The 17,768-nt window shown below is 67.3% G+C and carries 18 protein-coding genes; 6 read left to right on the top strand and 12 right to left on the bottom strand.

Going from position 1 to position 17,768, the window contains the following annotated elements:
- Nucleotides 1-299: 299 nt before the first annotated feature.
- The gene (locus QQA13_RS10475) at nt 300-2,231 is read right to left on the bottom strand and encodes a DEAD/DEAH box helicase (protein ID WP_108472490.1); all 1,932 of its coding nucleotides are present in this window, start codon (nt 2,229-2,231) and stop codon (nt 300-302) included.
- A gap of 156 nt (nt 2,232-2,387) precedes the next feature.
- Between QQA13_RS10475 and fghA the strand changes: the two genes are divergently transcribed.
- Complete coding sequence (gene fghA / locus QQA13_RS10470; protein WP_159082210.1) at nt 2,388-3,236, top strand: S-formylglutathione hydrolase; 849 nt, start codon at nt 2,388-2,390, stop codon at nt 3,234-3,236.
- On the top strand, nt 3,233-3,787 hold the full coding sequence (locus tag QQA13_RS10465) for a GNAT family N-acetyltransferase (RefSeq protein WP_159082211.1): 555 nt from the start codon (nt 3,233-3,235) through the stop codon (nt 3,785-3,787). The genes fghA and QQA13_RS10465 overlap by 4 nt, the downstream gene beginning before the upstream one ends.
- An 82-nt stretch (nt 3,788-3,869) precedes the next feature.
- Here the strand turns inward: QQA13_RS10465 and QQA13_RS10460 are convergent, their stop codons facing one another.
- Nucleotides 3,870-5,198, bottom strand: coding sequence for a DEAD/DEAH box helicase (locus tag QQA13_RS10460; protein WP_108472491.1), 1,329 nt, complete (start codon nt 5,196-5,198; stop codon nt 3,870-3,872).
- 160 nt (nt 5,199-5,358) lie between these two features.
- The gene (locus QQA13_RS10455) at nt 5,359-6,015 is read right to left on the bottom strand and encodes a class I SAM-dependent methyltransferase (RefSeq protein ID WP_108472492.1); all 657 of its coding nucleotides are present in this window, start codon (nt 6,013-6,015) and stop codon (nt 5,359-5,361) included.
- Between the two features lie 106 nt (nt 6,016-6,121).
- On the opposite strand from QQA13_RS10455, the gene QQA13_RS10450 reads away from it, so the two are divergent.
- Entirely contained in the window at nt 6,122-7,354 is a 1,233-nt protein-coding gene (locus QQA13_RS10450) for an MFS transporter (protein ID WP_108472493.1), read from the top strand.
- A gap of 53 nt (nt 7,355-7,407) precedes the next feature.
- Nucleotides 7,408-7,893 (top strand): FKBP-type peptidyl-prolyl cis-trans isomerase, encoded by a 486-nt coding sequence (locus tag QQA13_RS10445; RefSeq protein WP_108472494.1) that lies wholly within the window; start codon nt 7,408-7,410, stop codon nt 7,891-7,893.
- A gap of 167 nt (nt 7,894-8,060) precedes the next feature.
- Here the strand turns inward: QQA13_RS10445 and QQA13_RS10440 are convergent, their stop codons facing one another.
- The 3 genes from QQA13_RS10440 to QQA13_RS10430 all read right to left on the bottom strand — a co-directional run bounded on the left by QQA13_RS10440 (nt 8,061) and on the right by QQA13_RS10430 (nt 11,657).
- Nucleotides 8,061-8,573: a C40 family peptidase gene (locus tag QQA13_RS10440; RefSeq protein ID WP_108472495.1), complete on the bottom strand. Its 513-nt coding sequence runs from the start codon at nt 8,571-8,573 to the stop codon at nt 8,061-8,063.
- A 227-nt stretch (nt 8,574-8,800) separates the two neighbouring features.
- Nucleotides 8,801-10,246, bottom strand: coding sequence for a hypothetical protein (locus QQA13_RS10435; RefSeq protein WP_108472636.1), 1,446 nt, complete (start codon nt 10,244-10,246; stop codon nt 8,801-8,803).
- Between the two features lie 106 nt (nt 10,247-10,352).
- Nucleotides 10,353-11,657: a hypothetical protein gene (locus tag QQA13_RS10430; protein ID WP_234411367.1), complete on the bottom strand. Its 1,305-nt coding sequence runs from the start codon at nt 11,655-11,657 to the stop codon at nt 10,353-10,355.
- 156 nt (nt 11,658-11,813) lie between these two features.
- Here QQA13_RS10430 and hutG point away from each other — a divergent pair, with 156 nt between their 5' ends.
- Together hutG and QQA13_RS10420 are read left to right on the top strand one after the other, a co-directional pair.
- Nucleotides 11,814-12,593 carry an N-formylglutamate deformylase gene (gene hutG, locus QQA13_RS10425; protein ID WP_108472497.1) on the top strand — a complete coding sequence of 260 codons (780 nt, stop codon included), beginning with the start codon at nt 11,814-11,816 and terminating at the stop codon, nt 12,591-12,593.
- A 188-nt stretch (nt 12,594-12,781) separates the two neighbouring features.
- Complete coding sequence (locus tag QQA13_RS10420) at nt 12,782-13,045, top strand: hypothetical protein (RefSeq protein ID WP_199909863.1); 264 nt, start codon at nt 12,782-12,784, stop codon at nt 13,043-13,045.
- 89 nt (nt 13,046-13,134) lie between these two features.
- On the opposite strand, the gene QQA13_RS10415 is transcribed toward QQA13_RS10420, so the two are convergent.
- From QQA13_RS10415 to QQA13_RS10390, 6 genes are all read right to left on the bottom strand, one after another.
- The gene (locus tag QQA13_RS10415; protein WP_108472498.1) at nt 13,135-13,566 is read right to left on the bottom strand and encodes a RidA family protein; all 432 of its coding nucleotides are present in this window, start codon (nt 13,564-13,566) and stop codon (nt 13,135-13,137) included.
- Nucleotides 13,563-14,228 (bottom strand): carbonate dehydratase, encoded by a 666-nt coding sequence (gene can, locus QQA13_RS10410; RefSeq protein WP_108472499.1) that lies wholly within the window; start codon nt 14,226-14,228, stop codon nt 13,563-13,565. Before can ends, QQA13_RS10415 begins: the two co-directional genes overlap by 4 nt.
- A 40-nt stretch (nt 14,229-14,268) precedes the next feature.
- Nucleotides 14,269-15,747 (bottom strand): aldehyde dehydrogenase, encoded by a 1,479-nt coding sequence (locus tag QQA13_RS10405; RefSeq protein WP_199909864.1) that lies wholly within the window; start codon nt 15,745-15,747, stop codon nt 14,269-14,271.
- Nucleotides 15,748-15,821: 74 nt separating this feature from the next.
- Nucleotides 15,822-16,613 carry an SDR family oxidoreductase gene (locus QQA13_RS10400; RefSeq protein ID WP_108472500.1) on the bottom strand — a complete coding sequence of 264 codons (792 nt, stop codon included), beginning with the start codon at nt 16,611-16,613 and terminating at the stop codon, nt 15,822-15,824.
- 10 nt (nt 16,614-16,623) lie between these two features.
- Entirely contained in the window at nt 16,624-16,938 is a 315-nt protein-coding gene (locus tag QQA13_RS10395; protein WP_108472501.1) for a hypothetical protein, read from the bottom strand.
- Nucleotides 16,935-17,759, bottom strand: a complete 825-nt coding sequence (locus QQA13_RS10390) for a MalM family protein (protein WP_108472502.1) — start codon at nt 17,757-17,759, stop codon at nt 16,935-16,937. Before QQA13_RS10390 ends, QQA13_RS10395 begins: the two co-directional genes overlap by 4 nt.
- Between the last annotated feature and the right edge of the window lie 9 nt (nt 17,760-17,768).

Raw genomic sequence — 17,768 nt, 5'->3', positions numbered from 1 at the left:
CCTCACGCGACGTCGGCATCGCGAGCCCCTGGATTTCCAGGCGGAACGACGGAGTCATAGCGCTTTGAGGGGAATTTTTCGTGAAGAGGTCGTCCGACGCCGGTTATCCCGGATCGCGCACGGCCGCCTGCGGGTGCGACGGTGGCCGGTGCCGGCCCGTCGAGCCGCCCGGCTTCGCGGGAGGGGTGATGTTCGACCGCCGAGCTGCAGCTGGACATGCGGCGGGTTCGCGGCGGTGACGATCCCGCCCGCGTCATGTCATCGCGCCGTCGCTTGTCGGGCGACGCGACGCGGGGCGCTTACTTGCGCCGCGGCGGCTTGGCGCCGCCGGGCCGCGGCTTGAAGCTGCCAGGCTTCCTGAAACCGCCCGGCTTGTGCTCCGGCGCTGCGCTGCTGCCGGTGTCGCTGCCGTCCCACTCGTGGATGCGCAACTGCTGCTGCACTACCCATACCTTCTTCAGGTGCTCGAACACTTCCTTCGGCATACCGTCGGGCAGGTCGACCAGGCTGTAGTGGTCGCGAATGCTGAGGCGGCCGATGTACTGGCTGTCCAGCCCGGCTTCGTTGGCGATCGCACCGATGATGTTGCCCGGTTTCACGCCGTGCTCGTGGCCGACCTCGATGCGATACGTGCGCTTGCCTTCTTCGGTGGCATGCGCACGCAGCGGACGCTGGCCGAAGTCGCGCGGTGGTGCCTGCTCGTGTCCCGCACGCTCGTGCGCGGCGTGTTCGCGTGGCCGCTGTTCGTGCGACCTGGACTCGCGCGGCTGATGGCTGGCGGCGGTTGTTTCGCGCGCATGCGGCGGACGCCGCTCGCTGCTCGTGCGTTCGCGCGGGATCGCGCGTTCGACGCGCTCGCGCGATGCGGGTTCGTACTTCTCGCGCTTCGGCGGTGGCGCCAGCAGCAGCGGCTGGTCGCCTTGGGCGATGCGCGCCAGCGCGGCGGCGATCTCGACTGCCGGCACGTTGTGTTCCTGCTCGTACTGTTCGATCAACTGCTGGAACTGGCCGAGGTCGCCCTGCGCCAGCATGTCGCTGATGCGCTGCTTGAACTTGCCAATGCGCACGTCGTTGACCACCTCGACCGACGGCAGCTGCATCTGCTCGATCGGCTGCCGGGTTGCGCGCTCGATCGCATGCAGCATGCCGCGCTCGCGCGGGCTGACGAACAGGATCGCCTCGCCGCTGCGCCCGGCGCGGCCGGTGCGGCCGATGCGGTGCACGTAGCTTTCGGTGTCGTACGGGATGTCGTAGTTCAGCACGTGGCTGATCCGCTCCACGTCGAGGCCGCGTGCGGCCACGTCAGTGGCGACCAGGATGTCCAGCTTGCCGTCCTTCAGCTGCTGGATCACCCGCTCGCGCTGCGCCTGGGCGATGTCGCCGTTGATCGCGGCGGCGGCCAGGCCGCGCGCCTGCAGCTTCTCGGCCAGCTCCTCGGTGGCCTGCTTGGTGCGCGCGAAGATGATCATCGCGTCGAACGGCTCGGCCTCCAGGATGCGGGTCAGCGCGTCGAGCTTGTGCATGCCGCTGACGAACCAGTAGCGCTGGTGGATGTTCGCCGCGGTGGTGGTCGAGGACTTGATGGTGACTTCGACCGGATCCTTCAGGTGGCGCTGTGCGATCTTGCGGATCTGCGTGGGCATGGTCGCGGAAAACAGCGCGACCTGGCGCTGCGGCGGAGTCGCCTGCAGCACTTTCTCGACGTCGTCGATGAAACCCATGCGCAGCATCTCGTCGGCTTCGTCCAGCACCAGGTACTTCAGTTCGGACAGGTCCAGCGTGCCCTTGTCCAGGTGATCGATGACGCGGCCTGGCGTGCCGACCACGACGTGCACGCCGCGCTTGAGCGAATGCAGCTGCGGGCCGTAGCTCTGGCCGCCGTAGATCGGCAGCACCTGGAAGCCGGGCAGGTGCGCGGCATAGGTCTGGAACGCCTCGGCCACCTGGATCGCCAGTTCGCGCGTGGGCGCCAGCACCAGCGCCTGCGGCTTGCCCGGCTTGCGCTCGATGCGCGACAGGATCGGCAGCGCGAACGCGGCGGTCTTGCCGGTGCCGGTCTGCGCCTGGCCCAGCACGTCGCGGCCTTCCAGCAGCGGCGGGATGGTGGCGGCCTGGATCGGCGAGGGCGATTCATAGCCGACGTCGGCCAGTACGCGCAAAACGTCGGGATGCAGCGCCAGCGCGCCAAAACCGGACGGAACCGGGGCGTGGTCGGAGACGGGGGATGGCATGGGAACCTCGGAACAGAAGGCAGCGCCGGGAATGCGACGCGCAGATCGTACATTCTAACAGTCTCCACGCTTGCGCGTGGCGGTTCTTGCTGAACGCGAAAGCGACGGCCCGCAGTTATGCTCAACGCTGCCTTTGCCAGCGGATCGAAGACCACGATGGGCATGCTCGAAACAATCTCCGAACAGCGCCTGCACGGCGGCGTCCAGGGCGTTTACCGCCACCACTCGGATGCCTGCGCCGGCCCCATGCGCTTTGCCGTCTACCAGCCGCCGCAGGCCGCCCGGCAGTTGTGTCCGGTGCTGTATTTCCTGGCCGGGCTGACCTGTACCGAGGAAACCGCCACGATCAAGGCGGGCGCGCAGCGGTTGGCCGCCGAGCTGGGCCTGGTGCTGGTGATGCCCGACACCAGCCCGCGCGGCACCGGCATCGACGGCGCCACCGGCGACTGGGAGTTCGGCGAGGGCGCGGGTTTCTACGTCGATGCCACGGCGGCGCCGTGGTCGGCGCATTTCCGCATGCGCAGCTACGTGGCGGACGAACTGCCTGCGCTGATCGCCGCACGGTTTGCAGTGGACCCGGCGCTCAGCGGCATCTGCGGCCACTCGATGGGTGGCCATGGCGCGTTGACCCTCGCCCTGACATACCCGTCGCGCTACCGCTCGGTGTCCGCGTTCGCGCCGATCGTGGCGCCCAGCGAGGTGCCATGGGGCAGGAAGGCGCTGCCGCGCTATCTCGGCGACGACCCGGCGGCCTGGGCCGACTACGACGCCTGCGAGCTGGTGCGACGGCAGACCTTCGGCGGCACGATCCTGATCGACCAGGGCGAGGCCGACCCCTTCCTCGAAGCCCAGCTGAAACCCGAACTGTTCGACCAGGCCTGCGCCGAGGCAGGGCAGCCGCTGCTGCTGCGCCGGCATGCCGGCTACGACCACAGTTACTGGTTCATCACCAGCTTCATCGACGACCACCTGCGCCATCACGCCAAGGCATTGGGGGTGTTGTGAGCATCCCAGCCGTGCTGCAAACCGCGCGTAGCTGCATCCGCTTGCCCGAGCCTTCCGACGCCGTGAAGCTGCTGCGTTTTCGCGTGGACAATCGCGCCCACCTGGCACCGTGGGAACCCTTGCGTGACGACAGTTACTACACGCTGGAACATTGCGCGCAGGCGATCGCGGACGGACAGGAGGCTGCGCGTCTGGATCGCGGCTATCCGTTCGCGGTGTTCGGCGCGGACGAGGAGGAGATCCTCGCCAGCGTCACCCTGTCCAACGTGGTGCGCGGGCCGTTCCAGGCGTGCCTGCTCGGTTACGGCATCGGTGCCGGCCAACAGGGCCGGGGACTGATGTACGAGGCGCTGGAAGCCGGGCTGGCATGGGCATTCGGCGAACTGGGCCTGCATCGCGTGATGGCGAACTATCTGCCGCGCAACGAACGCAGCGCGCGATTGCTGGAACGGCTCGGCTTCGAGCGTGAAGGTTATGCGCGGGAGTATTTGCGGATTGCCGGGCAGTGGGAAGACCACGTGCTCACGGCGAAGATCCGTCGCGACGACTGAACGTTCCGGATCGCGTCACTCCGACCCCATACGAATGTGGCGGCCTGAGGGCCGCCACATCCGGTGTCATTCAAGCAATCGCTCAGGCCTTGGCGGCCGGACGATGGCTCGAGCGGCGGCGCTGGTTGCCGGCAGCGTGTTCGCCGCGACCCTGCGGCGCATAGCCATTGGGTCGCGCCGCGCCGGCGGGCTTGCCCTGACGCGGTGCGCGCTGCTGCTGGCGCTGGCCGCCACCGCCCTGCTTCGGGCGCGGTGCCCCGGCATCCAGCCGCAGCGGCGTGGACGGCTCGTAGCCGGCCACCGGCGTGATCGCGATGTCCTGCTTCAGCAGCTTGCGGATGTCGTGCAGCAGACCGCTTTCGTCATGGCTGACCAGGGACAGCGCGAGGCCTTCCATGCCGGCACGGCCGGTGCGGCCGATGCGGTGCACGTAATCCTCGGCGACCGACGGCAGGTCGAAGTTGATCACGATCGGCAGCTGCTCGATGTCAATGCCGCGGGCGGCGATGTCGGTGGCGACCAGCACGGTGACGCGGCCGGATTTGAAGTCGGCGAGGGCGCGGGTGCGCGCGTTCTGGCTCTTGTTGCCGTGGATCGCCGCGCTGCGCAGACCGGACGCATTCAGGAAGGTGACCAGTTTGTCGGCGCCGTGCTTGGTTCGGCTGAACACCAGGCTCTGGCGGCGGCTGTCGGCCGACAGCACGTGCAGCAGCAGGTCGCGCTTGCGCGAGGCGTCGACCGGATGCACCTGATGGCTGACCAGGGTGGTGACGGTGTTCGGCGCCGAGACCGAGATCTCGCGCGGGTTGTGCATGAAGTCCATCGCCAGCGTCTTGATCGCCGGCGCGAAGGTGGCCGAGAACAGCAGGGTCTGGCGCTTCTTCGGCACCGACTGCAGGATGCGCTTCAGCGCCGGCAGGAAGCCCATGTCGAGCATGCGGTCGGCTTCGTCCAGCACCAGCGTCTCCACCGCGGACAGGTCCAGCGTGCGTTGCTGCATGTGGTCGATCAGGCGGCCGGGGGTGGCGATGACGATATCCACGCCGCGGCGCAGTGCGTTGATCTGCGGGCCCATGCCGACGCCGCCGAAGATGGTGGTGGCGCTGACCTGGATGTGCTTGCCGTAGTCGCGCATGTTCTCGTGGATCTGCGCGGCCAGCTCACGGGTCGGGGTGAGGATCAGTGCGCGCGGGCGGCGGGTCATGGTCTGGCCGCTGGTCGACAGCTTCTGCAGCAGCGGCAGCGCGAACGCGGCGGTCTTGCCGGTGCCGGTCTGGGCAGCGGCGAGCAGGTCGTGGCCTTCCAGTGCGGGCGGGATCGCGGCGGCCTGGATCGGGGTGGGCTGGGTGTAGCCGTAATCGGCAAGCGCACGCAGCAACGCGGGCGCAAGGCCCAGCGAATCAAAAGACATGGAACACTCCTGAGCAACCCGGAGTGTTCATACCGTGTTGCAGACTAAGGGGAAGGGGGCGACGGTGCGTCGCAGCACCCGTGGCAACGGGTGCGCTGTCGAGTATAGCCGATTCGTCATCGCCGCGTGCGATCAGGCTGAACGGCATGCCGTGGCCGCCTCAGCGATGCGGCCGCGCCACGATCAGGTAACTGTTGAACGGCGTGCGCCCGCGCAGCGGTTCGATGTGCACCTCGAGCCCGGCGTCTTCCAGTGGCGCGCGTACTTCGCCGGCGCCCGGATAGTGCTGCGCGCCGCCGGGAATCCAGCCGGAGGTGCGCAGGAAGAACTCCTCGACGCGGGTGGCATGGAAGCGCCAGTTCGGCTCGCGCAGCACGTTGCGGATGATCAGGCAGCCATCGGGCGCCAGGTGCCGGGCGGCTTCCCGCAGCAGGATGGGCTGGCGTTCGGCGGGCAGGTAGTGCAGCACGTCGAGCAGCGCGACGTGGCCGTGCGTCGGCGGCAGCTCGGCCACGTCGGCATGCCGCAGGCTCATCAGCGCACCGAGTCCGGCGCGCTGCACGGCCTGTTGCCCGGCGGCGATCTTGCGCGCGTCGTGATCCACGCCGAGGTAGGGTCGGGCCTGGCCGAGCGTGTGCAGATACAAGCCGAGCAGGCCGATGCCGCAGCCGATGTCCAGCAGGGGCAGCGTCGTGTCGGCAACCAGCGCGGCCGCAGCCGCATAGACCGGGTCGCGGGCCAGCTTGCACCTGACGTAGCCGCGCTGCAGGTGGTTGTCGTACAGACGGGCGATGCGCTGGCGGCTGCGGCGGTCCATCCGGATCCCGGTTTTTCGGCAATGGTGGCAGCCTAGGCCATCGGGTGCTCGGGTACCATCGTCGCCGGCGCACCCTGTGCGCGACGTCCCGTTCGAGGAGAGGCCGATGTCGCTGCTTGCACCCTTGCGTGAACTCGATACCACCCAGCGGCACACGGTGCTGGCGAGTTTCCTGGGCTGGACACTGGATGCGTTCGATTATTTCCTGCTGACCTTCGTCATCGTCACGGTGGCGAAGGAGTTCGAGGTGGGTACGGCGCAGGTCACCTACGCGCTGTTCCTGACCCTGGCGGCGCGGCCGCTGGGTGCGCTGCTGTTCGGGCGGCTGGCCGATCGCTTCGGGCGGCGGCCGATCCTGATGCTGGACGTGGTCCTGTTCTCGTTGTTCGAATTCGCCACAGCCTTCGCCTCGTCGCTGACCGCGTTGCTGGTGCTGCGTTTCCTGTTCGGCGTGGCGATGGGCGGCGAATGGGGCATCGGCGCGTCGCTGGCGATGGAGTCGATACCGGCGAAGGCCCGTGGCGCGGTGTCGGGCCTGCTGCAGAGCGGTTATCCGTGCGGCTTTTTCCTCGCCGCGCTGGCCAACTGGCTGCTGGTCGACCACATCGGCTGGCGCGGCCTGTTCGTGGTCGGCGCGATCCCGGCGCTGCTGGTGCTGTACATCCGGCGCAAGGTGCCGGAGTCGGCGGTCTGGCAGGAAGGCGCGCAGGCAGCGCAGCGGCCGGGCCTGTTCGAGGCCATGCGCGGACACTGGAAGCTGGCCATCTACCTGATGCTGCTGATGATGGCGTTCAACATGTTCAGCCACGGCTCGCAGGACATGTACCACACCTTCGAGGAGGTGAACCTGCACCTGCCCACCGGCTCGACCACGGCCTTCGTGCTGGTGGCGCTGCTCAATCTCGGCGCGCTGGCGGGCGGCCTGTATTTCGGCGCCTTGTCGGAGCGGATCGGCCGGCGCAAGGCGATGATGATCGCCGCGCTGCTGGCGATCCCGGTGATTCCGCTGTGGATGTACGGCGGCTCGCTGATCCTGCTGGGCCTGGGCGCCTTCCTGATCCAGGTGATGGTGCAGGGCGCCTGGGGCGTGGTGCCGAGCCATCTGAACGAGTTGTCGCCGGCCGCGGTGCGCGGCACCTTGCCCGGGTTCGCCTACCAGATGGGCAACCTGCTGGCGGCGGTCACCGCCACCGCGCAGACCTGGCTGGCGCAGCGGCATGGTGGCGATTTCGCCTTCGCGATGGCGCTGTGGATGGCGCTGGTGGCGCTGTTGCTGGCCTTGCTGCTGTGGCTGGGGCCGGAGGCGCGCGGCGTGGGCTTTGGCCATCGCGAGTCCTGACGCGCCGGGCTACTGCTAGAATCCCCCGTTTGATCCCATCGACGAGACAGGCAATGAAGGCTGGCAAGGACAAGGTCATCGCAATCCACTACACGCTGACGGTGGATGGCGAAAAGGTTGAGAGCTCGCACGATCGCGACGAGCAGCTGTGGATCCTGCTCGGCCACGGCCAGCTGATCCCGGGTCTGGAAACGGCGCTGGAAGGCCACGAGGCCGGCGAAACGCTGAGCGTGGACGTGGCGCCGGCCGAGGGTTACGGCGAGCGCCAGGAAGGCCAGATCCAGCGCATGTCGAAGAAGTACTTCCCGCAGGCCAACCGGCTCAAGCCGGGCATGACCACCGTGCTGCAGCTGAAGCAGGGCGGCCAGCGCGCGGTGACCGTGCACAAGGTCGGCATGAGCGCGATCGACGTGGACCTGAACCACCCGATGGCGGGCAAGACGCTGCACTTCGACGTGGTCCTCGGCGAAGTGCGCGACGCCACCGAGGAAGAGATCGCCCACGGCCACGCTCACGCGCCAGGCAGTGCGGAGCACTGAGTAGCGTATAAAGAGTCAAAGCAAGAACGGCGTCTTCGGGCGCCGTTTTTCGTTTGCCCTCTCCTCTTTCAGGGAGAGTTGTGACCGCCAGGGAATCCCTGTGTGTGGGAGAGAAGGGTGGCTCCGGCTTCCCTCAAGCCCGGCCTCTCTGCATCCACTCAATACGCTCAATCCAGCACCCGCTTCCCATAGGCGAAATGGTTGCCCCAGTACGGCCCGTCGATATCGTCCAGGCGCACCGTGCCGCCGCTGTTCGGCGCGTGCACGAAGCGGCCCTTGCCGACGTAGACGCCGACGTGGCTGATCGCGCCGCCAATGTCGAAGAACACCAGGTCGCCGCTGGCCAGCTGGGTCATCCTGCGCACCTTGCGGGCATCCATCGAGGCCATGTCGTGCGAGGTGCGCGGCAGCCTGATGCCGGCGGCGGTGCGGTAGATGTAGTCGACCAGGCCGCTGCAGTCGAAGCCGCCGGCGGGCGTGTTGCCGCCCCAGCGATACGGCGTGCCGACCAGGCCGATCGCGCGGAACAGGATGTCGTTCGCCTCGCTGGCACTGGCCGCCGAGGGCGCGCGCGGCGGCAGGTCGGCCAGGGCGGAGCGGGACGATTTGTAAGTGGACTGGGGACGGTGCGGATTGCCGGAGCAGGCGGCCAGCATGACCACCACAAGCATCGGCAACATCAACCGGGCGCGATGCGGGGGCGCGGTCGAGCTGGCGGATGGAGCGGCGGGCTGCAGACTCACGAGACAACCTCGACGGGCGACGCGGTGAGGTTATCAATTCAATAATTCACATGCAAATCAATTGATTCTTAAGCATTTTGAATTCGGTTTCTGGGTTTGTCCGGATCGATCCTGCCGGGCAGGGAATTCAGGCTTGACCTGACCGGCACCGTCGAGTGGGCCGGTCAGTGGCCTCCGACCTGGATGGCGTGTTCGCTCATGGCCTGCCTATCGGCACCGATGCTGCGCAGCCGGTAGGCGCCCGGGCGCAGGTAGAGCACGTTCTTCGCGTCCTGCAGGAACAGATACCGATCGGCAGCAATGGCATCGGCGGACTCATTGGCGTAGTGCGCCTCGACCAGGCACGGAAATTTCTTCGCGCAGGCTTCGCTGTCGATGGGCACGGCGATACGCTGGCCATCGAGGGCGAGCCAGTTGGGCCGATGACCGCCGTTGGCGGGCGGCAGCACGGCGAGCCTCTTGCCGTTTGGGGACAGCCAGAGCGGGCCTTGCGTGTAGTCGGAAGGAGCCGGGTTGGCCGGCGGGAGGATGATGTTGAGGTCGTATACGCCGGGCCTGGCGCTCCATGGCGCGTGGTTGTCGATGCGCAGCAGCGCGATCGGTCCGCTGGGGTGGAACGTGGCGACGATCCGGGCATAGACATCGGTCACCGGGCGAGCAGGCAGGTCACCGGGGCCTTTCGGGTCCGGTCGTCGCCGAGCCATTTGCGTGAACGTCTCGAATTTCTGCAGGGCGTGACTGAAAGAGTGATACGCCAGGGCCTCGCTGCTGGGGTTTTCTTCACGGACGTCGGTCTGGTCGATCGACAGGGGATCGATGCCGCTGAGCTTGCTCAATTGCATCGCCATCGGTCTGGTCGAGCCGATCCGGCCACGCTGCTTGTCGACATGCGCGTAGCCGGCATGCACGAAAAGCTTCGCCTTGGGATCCCGGGCGAAGACCTGCTCGTACAGGTTTCGGGCCTGGCCGTTCTCGCGCCCCTGCGGCGTGGCGTCCTCCGCTTCATAGGGCACGATGACGTAGCCCAGCCGGATGGCTTCGCGCACGATGTCGCCATACAGCGGTTCATGGAGATATTCGCTGCCACTGGTGGCTACCGGGTAGCCGCGTTTCGTGAGTGATACATCCCGCCTGTCGAGGGCTTCGGCGGCGAAGTACGTGAAGCCTTCCGCACGCAGGCGGGGGAGCAGCATCAGGGTCAGTTCGCGGGTATGTCCGTCGTGGTGAGCCTCGTTCACCATCACGATGCGCCGGTTGTGGGCCAGCGCGACGATGGCGTCGACTCCGTCCACCGCCTGCCAAGTGTCGGCTCGCGGGGGAGTCAGTTCTTCTGGCAGGTCGTTGCGCAGCGGGAAATCGCGAACCGCCTCGCTGTAGAGCCCCAGTTCGTTTTCGCAGAATGCCAGCAGCTGCTGGGCGAGCATCCGCTCGTTGCCGGTCAAGCGGGGCATTGCCGCGATGAGGTAGTTGTACCGGGCCAGTTCCCCGGTCAACGGCTGCAATTCATCAAACAGGTCCGACGGCGGCCTTTTCTGCGCGGCGTGGGCTGCGGCGCAAACAGCGGCGAGCGTCAGCAGGATCCATGTGGCGACAGACAGGCGCTGAGGCATCATCTTTCCCATGCGATGCGTTACCCGGATCCAGACTAGATTTCCCCGGGGTTCCACGCAAGCCGTGCGATCGCGACGCGGGGCAGCCGGAGAGCATGCTCAGGCTCTAACGCGGGTTGACCGTGATGACCTGCTCGGAGAGGGTTTTGCCGCGAATGTCCCATGCGCGCAAACGATAACGGCCGGGCCGCAGATACAGCTTGCTCGTGGTGTCGCCCTGCATGAAGGCGTAGCGATCGGCGGCGATGGCGTTCTCGCCTTCGTCAAGGTAGTGGGCGTCGACGACACAAGGCGAGGTGACCCGGCACAGTGTCGTGCTGATCGTGTACGGGCGGCGCTCGTCGTGCAGGGTGAGCCATTCCGGGCGTTGCGTGTTGACGGAATGGGCCAGCATGGACTGGTTCCGGACCGTGTCGTGCACGATTGTCGATGGCTGGGTATAACCACTCTCGACGGCGCGCTGGCCGGCGGCGGGTGGCAGCAACACGTTGATGTCGTACTGCTCCGGATGGGCGCTCCATGGCTTGCCGGTGGCGCGATCCAGCAGGACGAAGGGGCCCCTGGCAGGAAAGCTCCTGACCAGCTTCGTGTAGGCGTCCGGTTCGCCGGGGATCTGTTCGCGGAACTGGGTCTGATCGATCGACAGCGGCTCGATGCCGGTCAGCTGCTGCAATTGCATGGCCATCGGCGCGGCGTTGCCCAGGCGTCCCCTGGCCTTGTCGATGTGCGCATAGCCGGCGTGCACGAACAGCCGCGCGTCAGGGGTCCTGGCGAATACTTTCCGATACAGGTTCCTGGCCTGTCCGGTTTCACGTTCCTGCGAGGTGCGGCTGCCCACGTCGTAGGACACGACCTTGAAGCCCAGCTTGATCGCCGTGCGCACGATCTCGCCGTACGAGGGTTCGTGCAGGTATTCGCTGCCGCTGGTCGTGATCGGATAACCCCGGCTCATCAGGCTGGCATCCTTGTCGAGCAACGCCTCGGCCGCGAAATGGTCGAATCCGAGCGCGCGCAGGCGAGGCAGCAGGGCCAGCGTGAGCTGCCGGGTGTGGGCGTCGTGGTGCGCCTCGTTGATCAGCGCGATGCGGCGGTCGGCAGCCTGTCGGGCGATGACGTCGACGGCATCGGCGGCTTTCCACTGTGTCGCCGTGGGGATGGTCATGTCCACGGCCACGTGGCTCTTCAACGGGAAGTCGCGCAGCGCCTCGTTGTAAAGGCCCAGTTCGTTCTCGACCGAGGCGAACATCTGCATCCCGAGCGGCCGGTCGGCGGCGGGAAGCTCCTGCACGGTCTTGACCAGGAAGACATAGCGGGCCAGGTCGTTGGGCTGCTGCCGCAGCGCATGGAACATCTCGATGGCGGCAGGGCTGAAATCCTGCGCCAGCGCCGACGAGGCCAGGGGCGCGGCCATGCAAAGCGCCACGGAAATCACTCGGAAAAGCACTCTGGCCGGCATGCACAATCCCCTGGATGATTCATGGCTAGCGTGCCTGCGCAGACCGCGGCAGGCAAGCTCCGCCCGCGCCCGACGAAAGGAGTGGGTCGATGGACTGGCTACAATGTGCCGATGACCACGTTCACCTTGCAGCGCGGCCGTGCGCCGCTGTTGATCAGCCTGCCGCACGATGGCAGTTTCATCCCTGATGGCATCGCCGCACGGATGCATCCGGCCGCGCGCCGCGCGCCGGACACCGACTGGCACGTGGCCCGGCTGTACGAGCCGCTGGCCCGGGCGCTGGGCGCCAGCGTGCTGAAGCCGGCGGCGTCGCGCTATGTCATCGACCTGAACCGCCCCGCCGATGGCCATGCGCTGTATCCGGGGCAGCGCGAGACCGGCCTGGTGCCACTGATCGGCTTCGATGGGAAGCCCCTGTACCGGGATGGCCATCAGCCGGATGAAGCCGAAATCCAACGGCGGATAAACGATGCCTGGCGGCCCTACCACGAGGCCATCGCGCAGGAACTTGCGCGGCTGTGTGCGGAGCATGGCCAGGCGGTGTTGTGGGAGGGGCATTCGATCCGCAGCTGGGTGCCCATGCTGTTCGAGGGGCGGCTGCCGGATTTCAATCTCGGCACGGCGGCTGGGGCAAGCTGCACCCCGGCGCTGCAGGCCCGCTTGCAGGCTTGCCTGGAGTCGCAGTCGCGTTTCAGCTTCGCCGTCAACGGCCGCTTCAAGGGCGGCTACATCACGCGTCATTACGGCACGCCCGCGACCGGCGTGCAGGCGATACAACTGGAACTGGCGCAGCTCAATTACATGGACGAGGAAAGCTTCGCGTACGACGAGGCGCAAGCACCTGCGGTACAGGAGCTGATCGGCCGGATGCTGGAGGTCTGCCTGGCCTGATCGCAAGTAAATGCGATTTCGATCGGATGCGGTGAAAGTCAAGATCCGCTGCGTGCATCGGGCAGGAAGCCGCGCGTTCCGTTCAGCTTTGGTATGCCTTTACCGTCGCATCGTCGGTTTGTCGCGCCACCCGAGTTGCCGGGTTCCGGCCGGGTTCGCGATACCTTAATCGTCCGAGGCTCGACATCATGATGCGTAAACTTCTGATCGCTTCCCTGCTTGTGGCTGGCGTTGTGCTTTCCGGTTCCGTGTTGGCCCAGGCTGCCCCTGCATCGCAGGCGGCCGCTCCTGCGGCGCAGGCAGCCCCGGCTGCGGCTCCCGCGGCGGCGGCGGACACTGCGCCGAAGACAACCATGCACCACAAGTCGCACCACAAGTCCCATCATCACAAGAGCCACAAGAAGGCGGCTGCTGCAGAAGCAGCGCCGGCGGCGGCGTCGACGGCGGGTTGATCGTGTCGTAGTGGATCGAGGCCCCGCCGGACACAGTCCGGCGGGGTTTTTCATGTGCGCGTTTTTTGTCTGCGCGCCGCTCCAGGGACTCAGCGCGACGACGTCGGCCAAGCCGCGATGCACTTCAGCTCGATCGCGATCGGCGTGGGCAGCGCGCTGATGCCCAGCGTGGTGCGGCAGGCGTCGACGCCTGCGAAGTGTTCGGCGTAGAGGCGGTTGTAGGTGGCGAAGTCGCGCTGCATGTCGGTGAGGAACACGGTGACGTCGACCAGGTCCTCCCAGTGTGCGCCGCTGGCTTCGAGCACCGCGCGCACGTTGGCAAACACCTGCCGGCATTGCGCCTCGATGTCGTAGCCGACCAGTCGCCCATCCACGTCATGCACGTTGCCGGGGATCGCGTTGCTGCCGGGCTGGCGCGGGCCCACGCCGGACAGGAACAGCAGGTTGCCGACACGTCGCGCGTGCGGATAGGCGCCGACCGGCGCGGGGGCGGTGTCAGTGCGGATGCTGTCGCTGCTCACTCCGCGCCTTCCCAGCGACGGGTGAGCTGGGTTATCGCCTGGTGGTAGGCCTCGGGCAATTGCTCGCGGCTGCGCACGTCCAGGCCCAGGTCGTGGATGTGGCCATCGTCCAGCCCGTAGATCCATGCGTGCACGGCCAGCTGCTGGCCGCGCTCCCACGCCTCGCGCACCACCGTGGTGTGGCACACGTTGAGCGCCTGCTCCAGCGCGTTCAGTTCGCACAGGTGGGCGTGGCGCATCGCGAACGACTGTGCCGGATCGAGCTTGTCGGCGTGCTTCATGGCGATGTCGGTGATGTGCCGCAGCCAGTTGTCGATCAGGCCCAGGCGGCTTTCCTTCAGCACCGCGCCGACGCCGCCGCAGCCGTAATGGCCCACTACCAGGATGTGCTTCACCTGCAGCACGTCGACCGCGAACTGGATGGTGCTGAGCGCGTTGAGGTCGGTGTGCACCACCACGTTGGCGACGTTGCGATGCACGAAGATCTCGCCCGGCGGCAGGTCGACGATCTGGGTGGCCGGCACGCGCGAATCCGAGCAGCCGATCCACAGGTAGCGCGGCGCCTGCTGCTGCGAGAGTTGCTCGAAAAAGGTCGGGTCCTGCGCAGTGACTTGGGCAGCCCAGCGCCGGTTGTTGGCAAGCAGATCTTTCAGTGAGTTCATCGAAATTCCAGGTCCTCGGATGGGCAAGCGGCGCAGCGCGCTACGGTGTAGGGGCGTAGGCGATGCAGATGTTTTTTGGCTCGGTGAAGAAGTGCAGCGCCTCGTTGCCGCCTTCGCGGCCGAGCCCGGACTGCTTGACGCCGCCGAACGGCGTGCGCAGGTCGCGCAGCAGCCAGCAATTGATCCACACGATGCCGAATTCGAGCCGGCCGGCGAGCCGGTGCGCGCGGGCGAGGTCCTGCGTCCACAGCGAGGCGGCCAGTCCGTAGCGGCTGTCGTTGGCGATCGCCAGTGCCTCTGCTTCGTCCTCGAACGGAATCAGGCAGACTACCGGCCCGAAAATTTCCTGCTGGTTGGTCTGCGCCGCGGACGGCAACCCTTCGATCACGGTCGGCGCGATGAACCAGCCCTTGGCGCAGCGGCCGGTCAACTGGATCGCTTCGCCGCCGCACAGCACGTGGCCACCCTCGGCGCGGGCCTGTTCGATGCAGCCGAGCACCTTGGCGTAGTGCGTCTGCGAGACCATCGCGCCGAGATCGCTGCTGGCGTCGTGCGGGTCGCCCACGCGCAGCGCCTGCACGCGCGCCAGGTAGCGTTCGCGAAAGGTTTCGTAGATCGAGCGCTGCACCAGCAGGCGCGAACCGCACAGGCAGATTTCGCCCTGGTTGGCGAAGCCCGAGCGCACGATGGTGTCCAGGTTCGCGTCGGAAAGATCGGCGTCGGCGAACACGATCGCCGGATTCTTGCCGCCCATCTCCAGCGAGACTTTCTTGAACTGTGCCGCAGCCGTGCTGGCGATGCGCGCGCCGGTGGCGGTGCTGCCGGTGAAGGAGATCGCCTTGACCTCGGGATGCTCCACGATCGCCTGGCCCACGTCGGGGCCGCGGCCCTGCACGATGTTCAGCACGCCGGGCGGAAAGCCTGCCTCGATGCTCAATTCGCCGAGCAAGGCGGCGGTGCACGGCGTCACTTCCGACGGCTTGGCCACCACCGTGTTGCCGGCGGCCAGGGCGGGCGCGATCTTCCAGGTGAACAGGTACAGCGGCAGGTTCCACGGGCTGATGCAGCCGACCACGCCGAGTGGCTGACGCAAGGTGTAGTTGATCGCGCCGGTGCCGGTGGCGCCGGCTTCCATCGCGTGCGACTCGCTGCCCCAGCCGAGGATCGCGGCGGCGAAGTAACGCAGGTTGCTGACCGCACGCGGGATGTCGAGCCGGCGCGCGAGACCCAGCGGCTTGCCGCTGTCGCGCGATTCCAGTGCCGCGAACTCCTCCAGTCGCGCCTCGACCAGGTCGGCCAGTCGCTGCAGCAGGCGTGCGCGTTGCTCGATCGGCGTGCCGGCCCAGCCGGGCGTGGCGCGGTGGGCGGCAGCGACCGCGGCGGCGACATCCGTTGCATCGGAGTCGGGGCAATGAGTGAACACCCGGCCGGTGGCCGGCTCGTGCACTTCCAGCCATGCATCGTGTTGCGGCGCCAGCAGGTGGCCGTCGATCAGGTTGGCTAGGCGCGGGGTAGGCATCCGTGCAAGCTTAAAACCAGCGTGCCGCAATTGCACCGGACGCCGGCGTATGCGGCAGGTGCGGGACGAGCGGCTCAGCTCAACGCGCGGGTGCGGCCGCCATCCACCGCGATGCTGACGCCGTTGACGTAGGCGGCGGCGGGCGTGCACAGGAACGCGATCACTGCGGCCACTTCGCCGGCTTCGCCGAAGCGGCGGGCCGGCACCGAGGCGAGCATGGCCTGGGCGATCGCGTCCTCGTTGCGTCCGCTGGCGGCGGCCTGCGCGGCGAGCAACCCGTCGAGGCGCTGGGTGCGGGTGTAGCCCGGCAGCACGTTGTTGACGGTGATGCCGTCGGCGGCCAGTTCGGCGGACAGGGTCTTGGCCCAGCCGGCGACGGCGGCGCGCACGGTATTGGATACGCCCAAGCCGGCGATCGGCTCCTTCACCGAGGTGGAGATCACGTTGACGAGGCGACCGTAGCCGCTGGCGCGCATGCCGGGAAGCAGCGCCTGCAGCAGGACCTGGCCGGCCAGCAGATGCTGGCGGAACGCCGTTTCGTACGCTTCCGGTTCCGCGCTGTAGGCGGGGCCGCCCGGCGGGCCGCCGGTGTTATTGATCAGGATGTGTACTGCAGCATCGGCGGCGATCCCGGCCGCGGTTGCCCGCAGGCCGGCGGTGTCCAGCATGTCGACGCAGCGCCAGTCGTGCCGCTGCCCGGAATGCATGCGTGGCAGGCTTTCGGCGACGTCCCTGAGCTTGTCGGCCGAGCGCGCCAGCAGGGTGACGCTGGCGCCAAGCTCGGCCAGCTCGATCGCGCAGGCGCGGCCGATGCCTTGCGAGGCGCCGCAGACCAGCGCGTGACGTCCACCCAGATCCAGTTGCATGCTTGTTCCCTCAGTGCAGCCACAGCCGCATCGCCAGCGCGGCGAGCCAGCACAGCCAGCCCAGCCACTGGCTGTAACGCCAGACCAGACGCCAGCGGTCGATCGCCGGATCGCCCAGTGCAGGTAGCGCTGGAGAGCGCAGCACCTGCTGCATGCTGACCCAGATGCGGAATCCGGAAAGCCGGCCTTGCGCGGCTGTGGCGATGGTCTGCCAATGTTGCGGATAACGGCTGCGCAGCAGCGCGGCAACCCGGAACGGCGCCACGTACGACAGCACGAACAGGCTGACGCCGCTCGCCAGCAGCGCAAGATAGAGGGCGATCATGGCGGGCTGTGGCCGGTCTTGCCACCGTTACCGCTGCTCCAGGGCAGCGGCAGTGCGGTGCGCAGGGTGTTCAGCACGCCATCGCCCTTCGCGGCCTTCTTGCAGATCGCGTTGCCGAGCGCCTTCTCGTAGGTCTTGTTCATCATGCCGACCCACAGTGTGCCGTCCGGGCCGTGCGGGATGCTGAAGCTGCCGGCGGAATTCATCTTCAGGGATGCTGCGCTGGAGCTGGAGAACGAGGCTGGCGACTGCTCCCAGTAGGTCTTGCCCGACTGTTGTTCGGCCGAGCTGTAGACCAGCAGGTAGTGCGCCTGTGCGCTGTCGATGCTCAGGCTGCCGAAGGCACCGGTGGTCTCGTCACCCCAGCCCATGTGCTCACACAGCCCGATATCCTCGGAACGGATCGGCTGGAAACCCTCGTCCAGCAGCACGATGGTAGGCGCGAACAGGTAGCTGGCGTGCAGCCAGCGACCGTTCAATTCCGACTTCATGGCGACCTTGTACGGCAGTTTCACGCCGGTCGGCAGGCGGAAGGCGAGGAAGTAGCTTTGCGTGCCGTTGAGGTTGGCGACCATGCTGCCGCTGCCCAGTACGAACTTCTCCGGTTGCCACGGCAGCATGCTGCGATAGGAGAAGTCGGCGAAGCTGCTGCAGCACGGCGAGGCCTGCATCAGCTGCAACTGGGCGAGCTTCAGCGCGTCGCCGGTGTTTTCCGACGGCGGGCGCAGGTTCGGCGGCAGCAAGGCCTTGGCGTTATGGCAGCCGCCCAGCAGGGCGGCGAAGGCCAGTACGGCGGCGATGACAGGGAGTCGAAGCGACATGGCAGTTGG

This window comes from Rhodanobacter thiooxydans, from assembly GCF_030291135.1.
GTDB lineage: Bacteria > Pseudomonadota > Gammaproteobacteria > Xanthomonadales > Rhodanobacteraceae > Rhodanobacter > Rhodanobacter thiooxydans_A.
The sequence above is the reverse complement of the archived record's forward strand: the minus strand, read 5'-3'. Positions and strand labels throughout refer to the sequence as shown.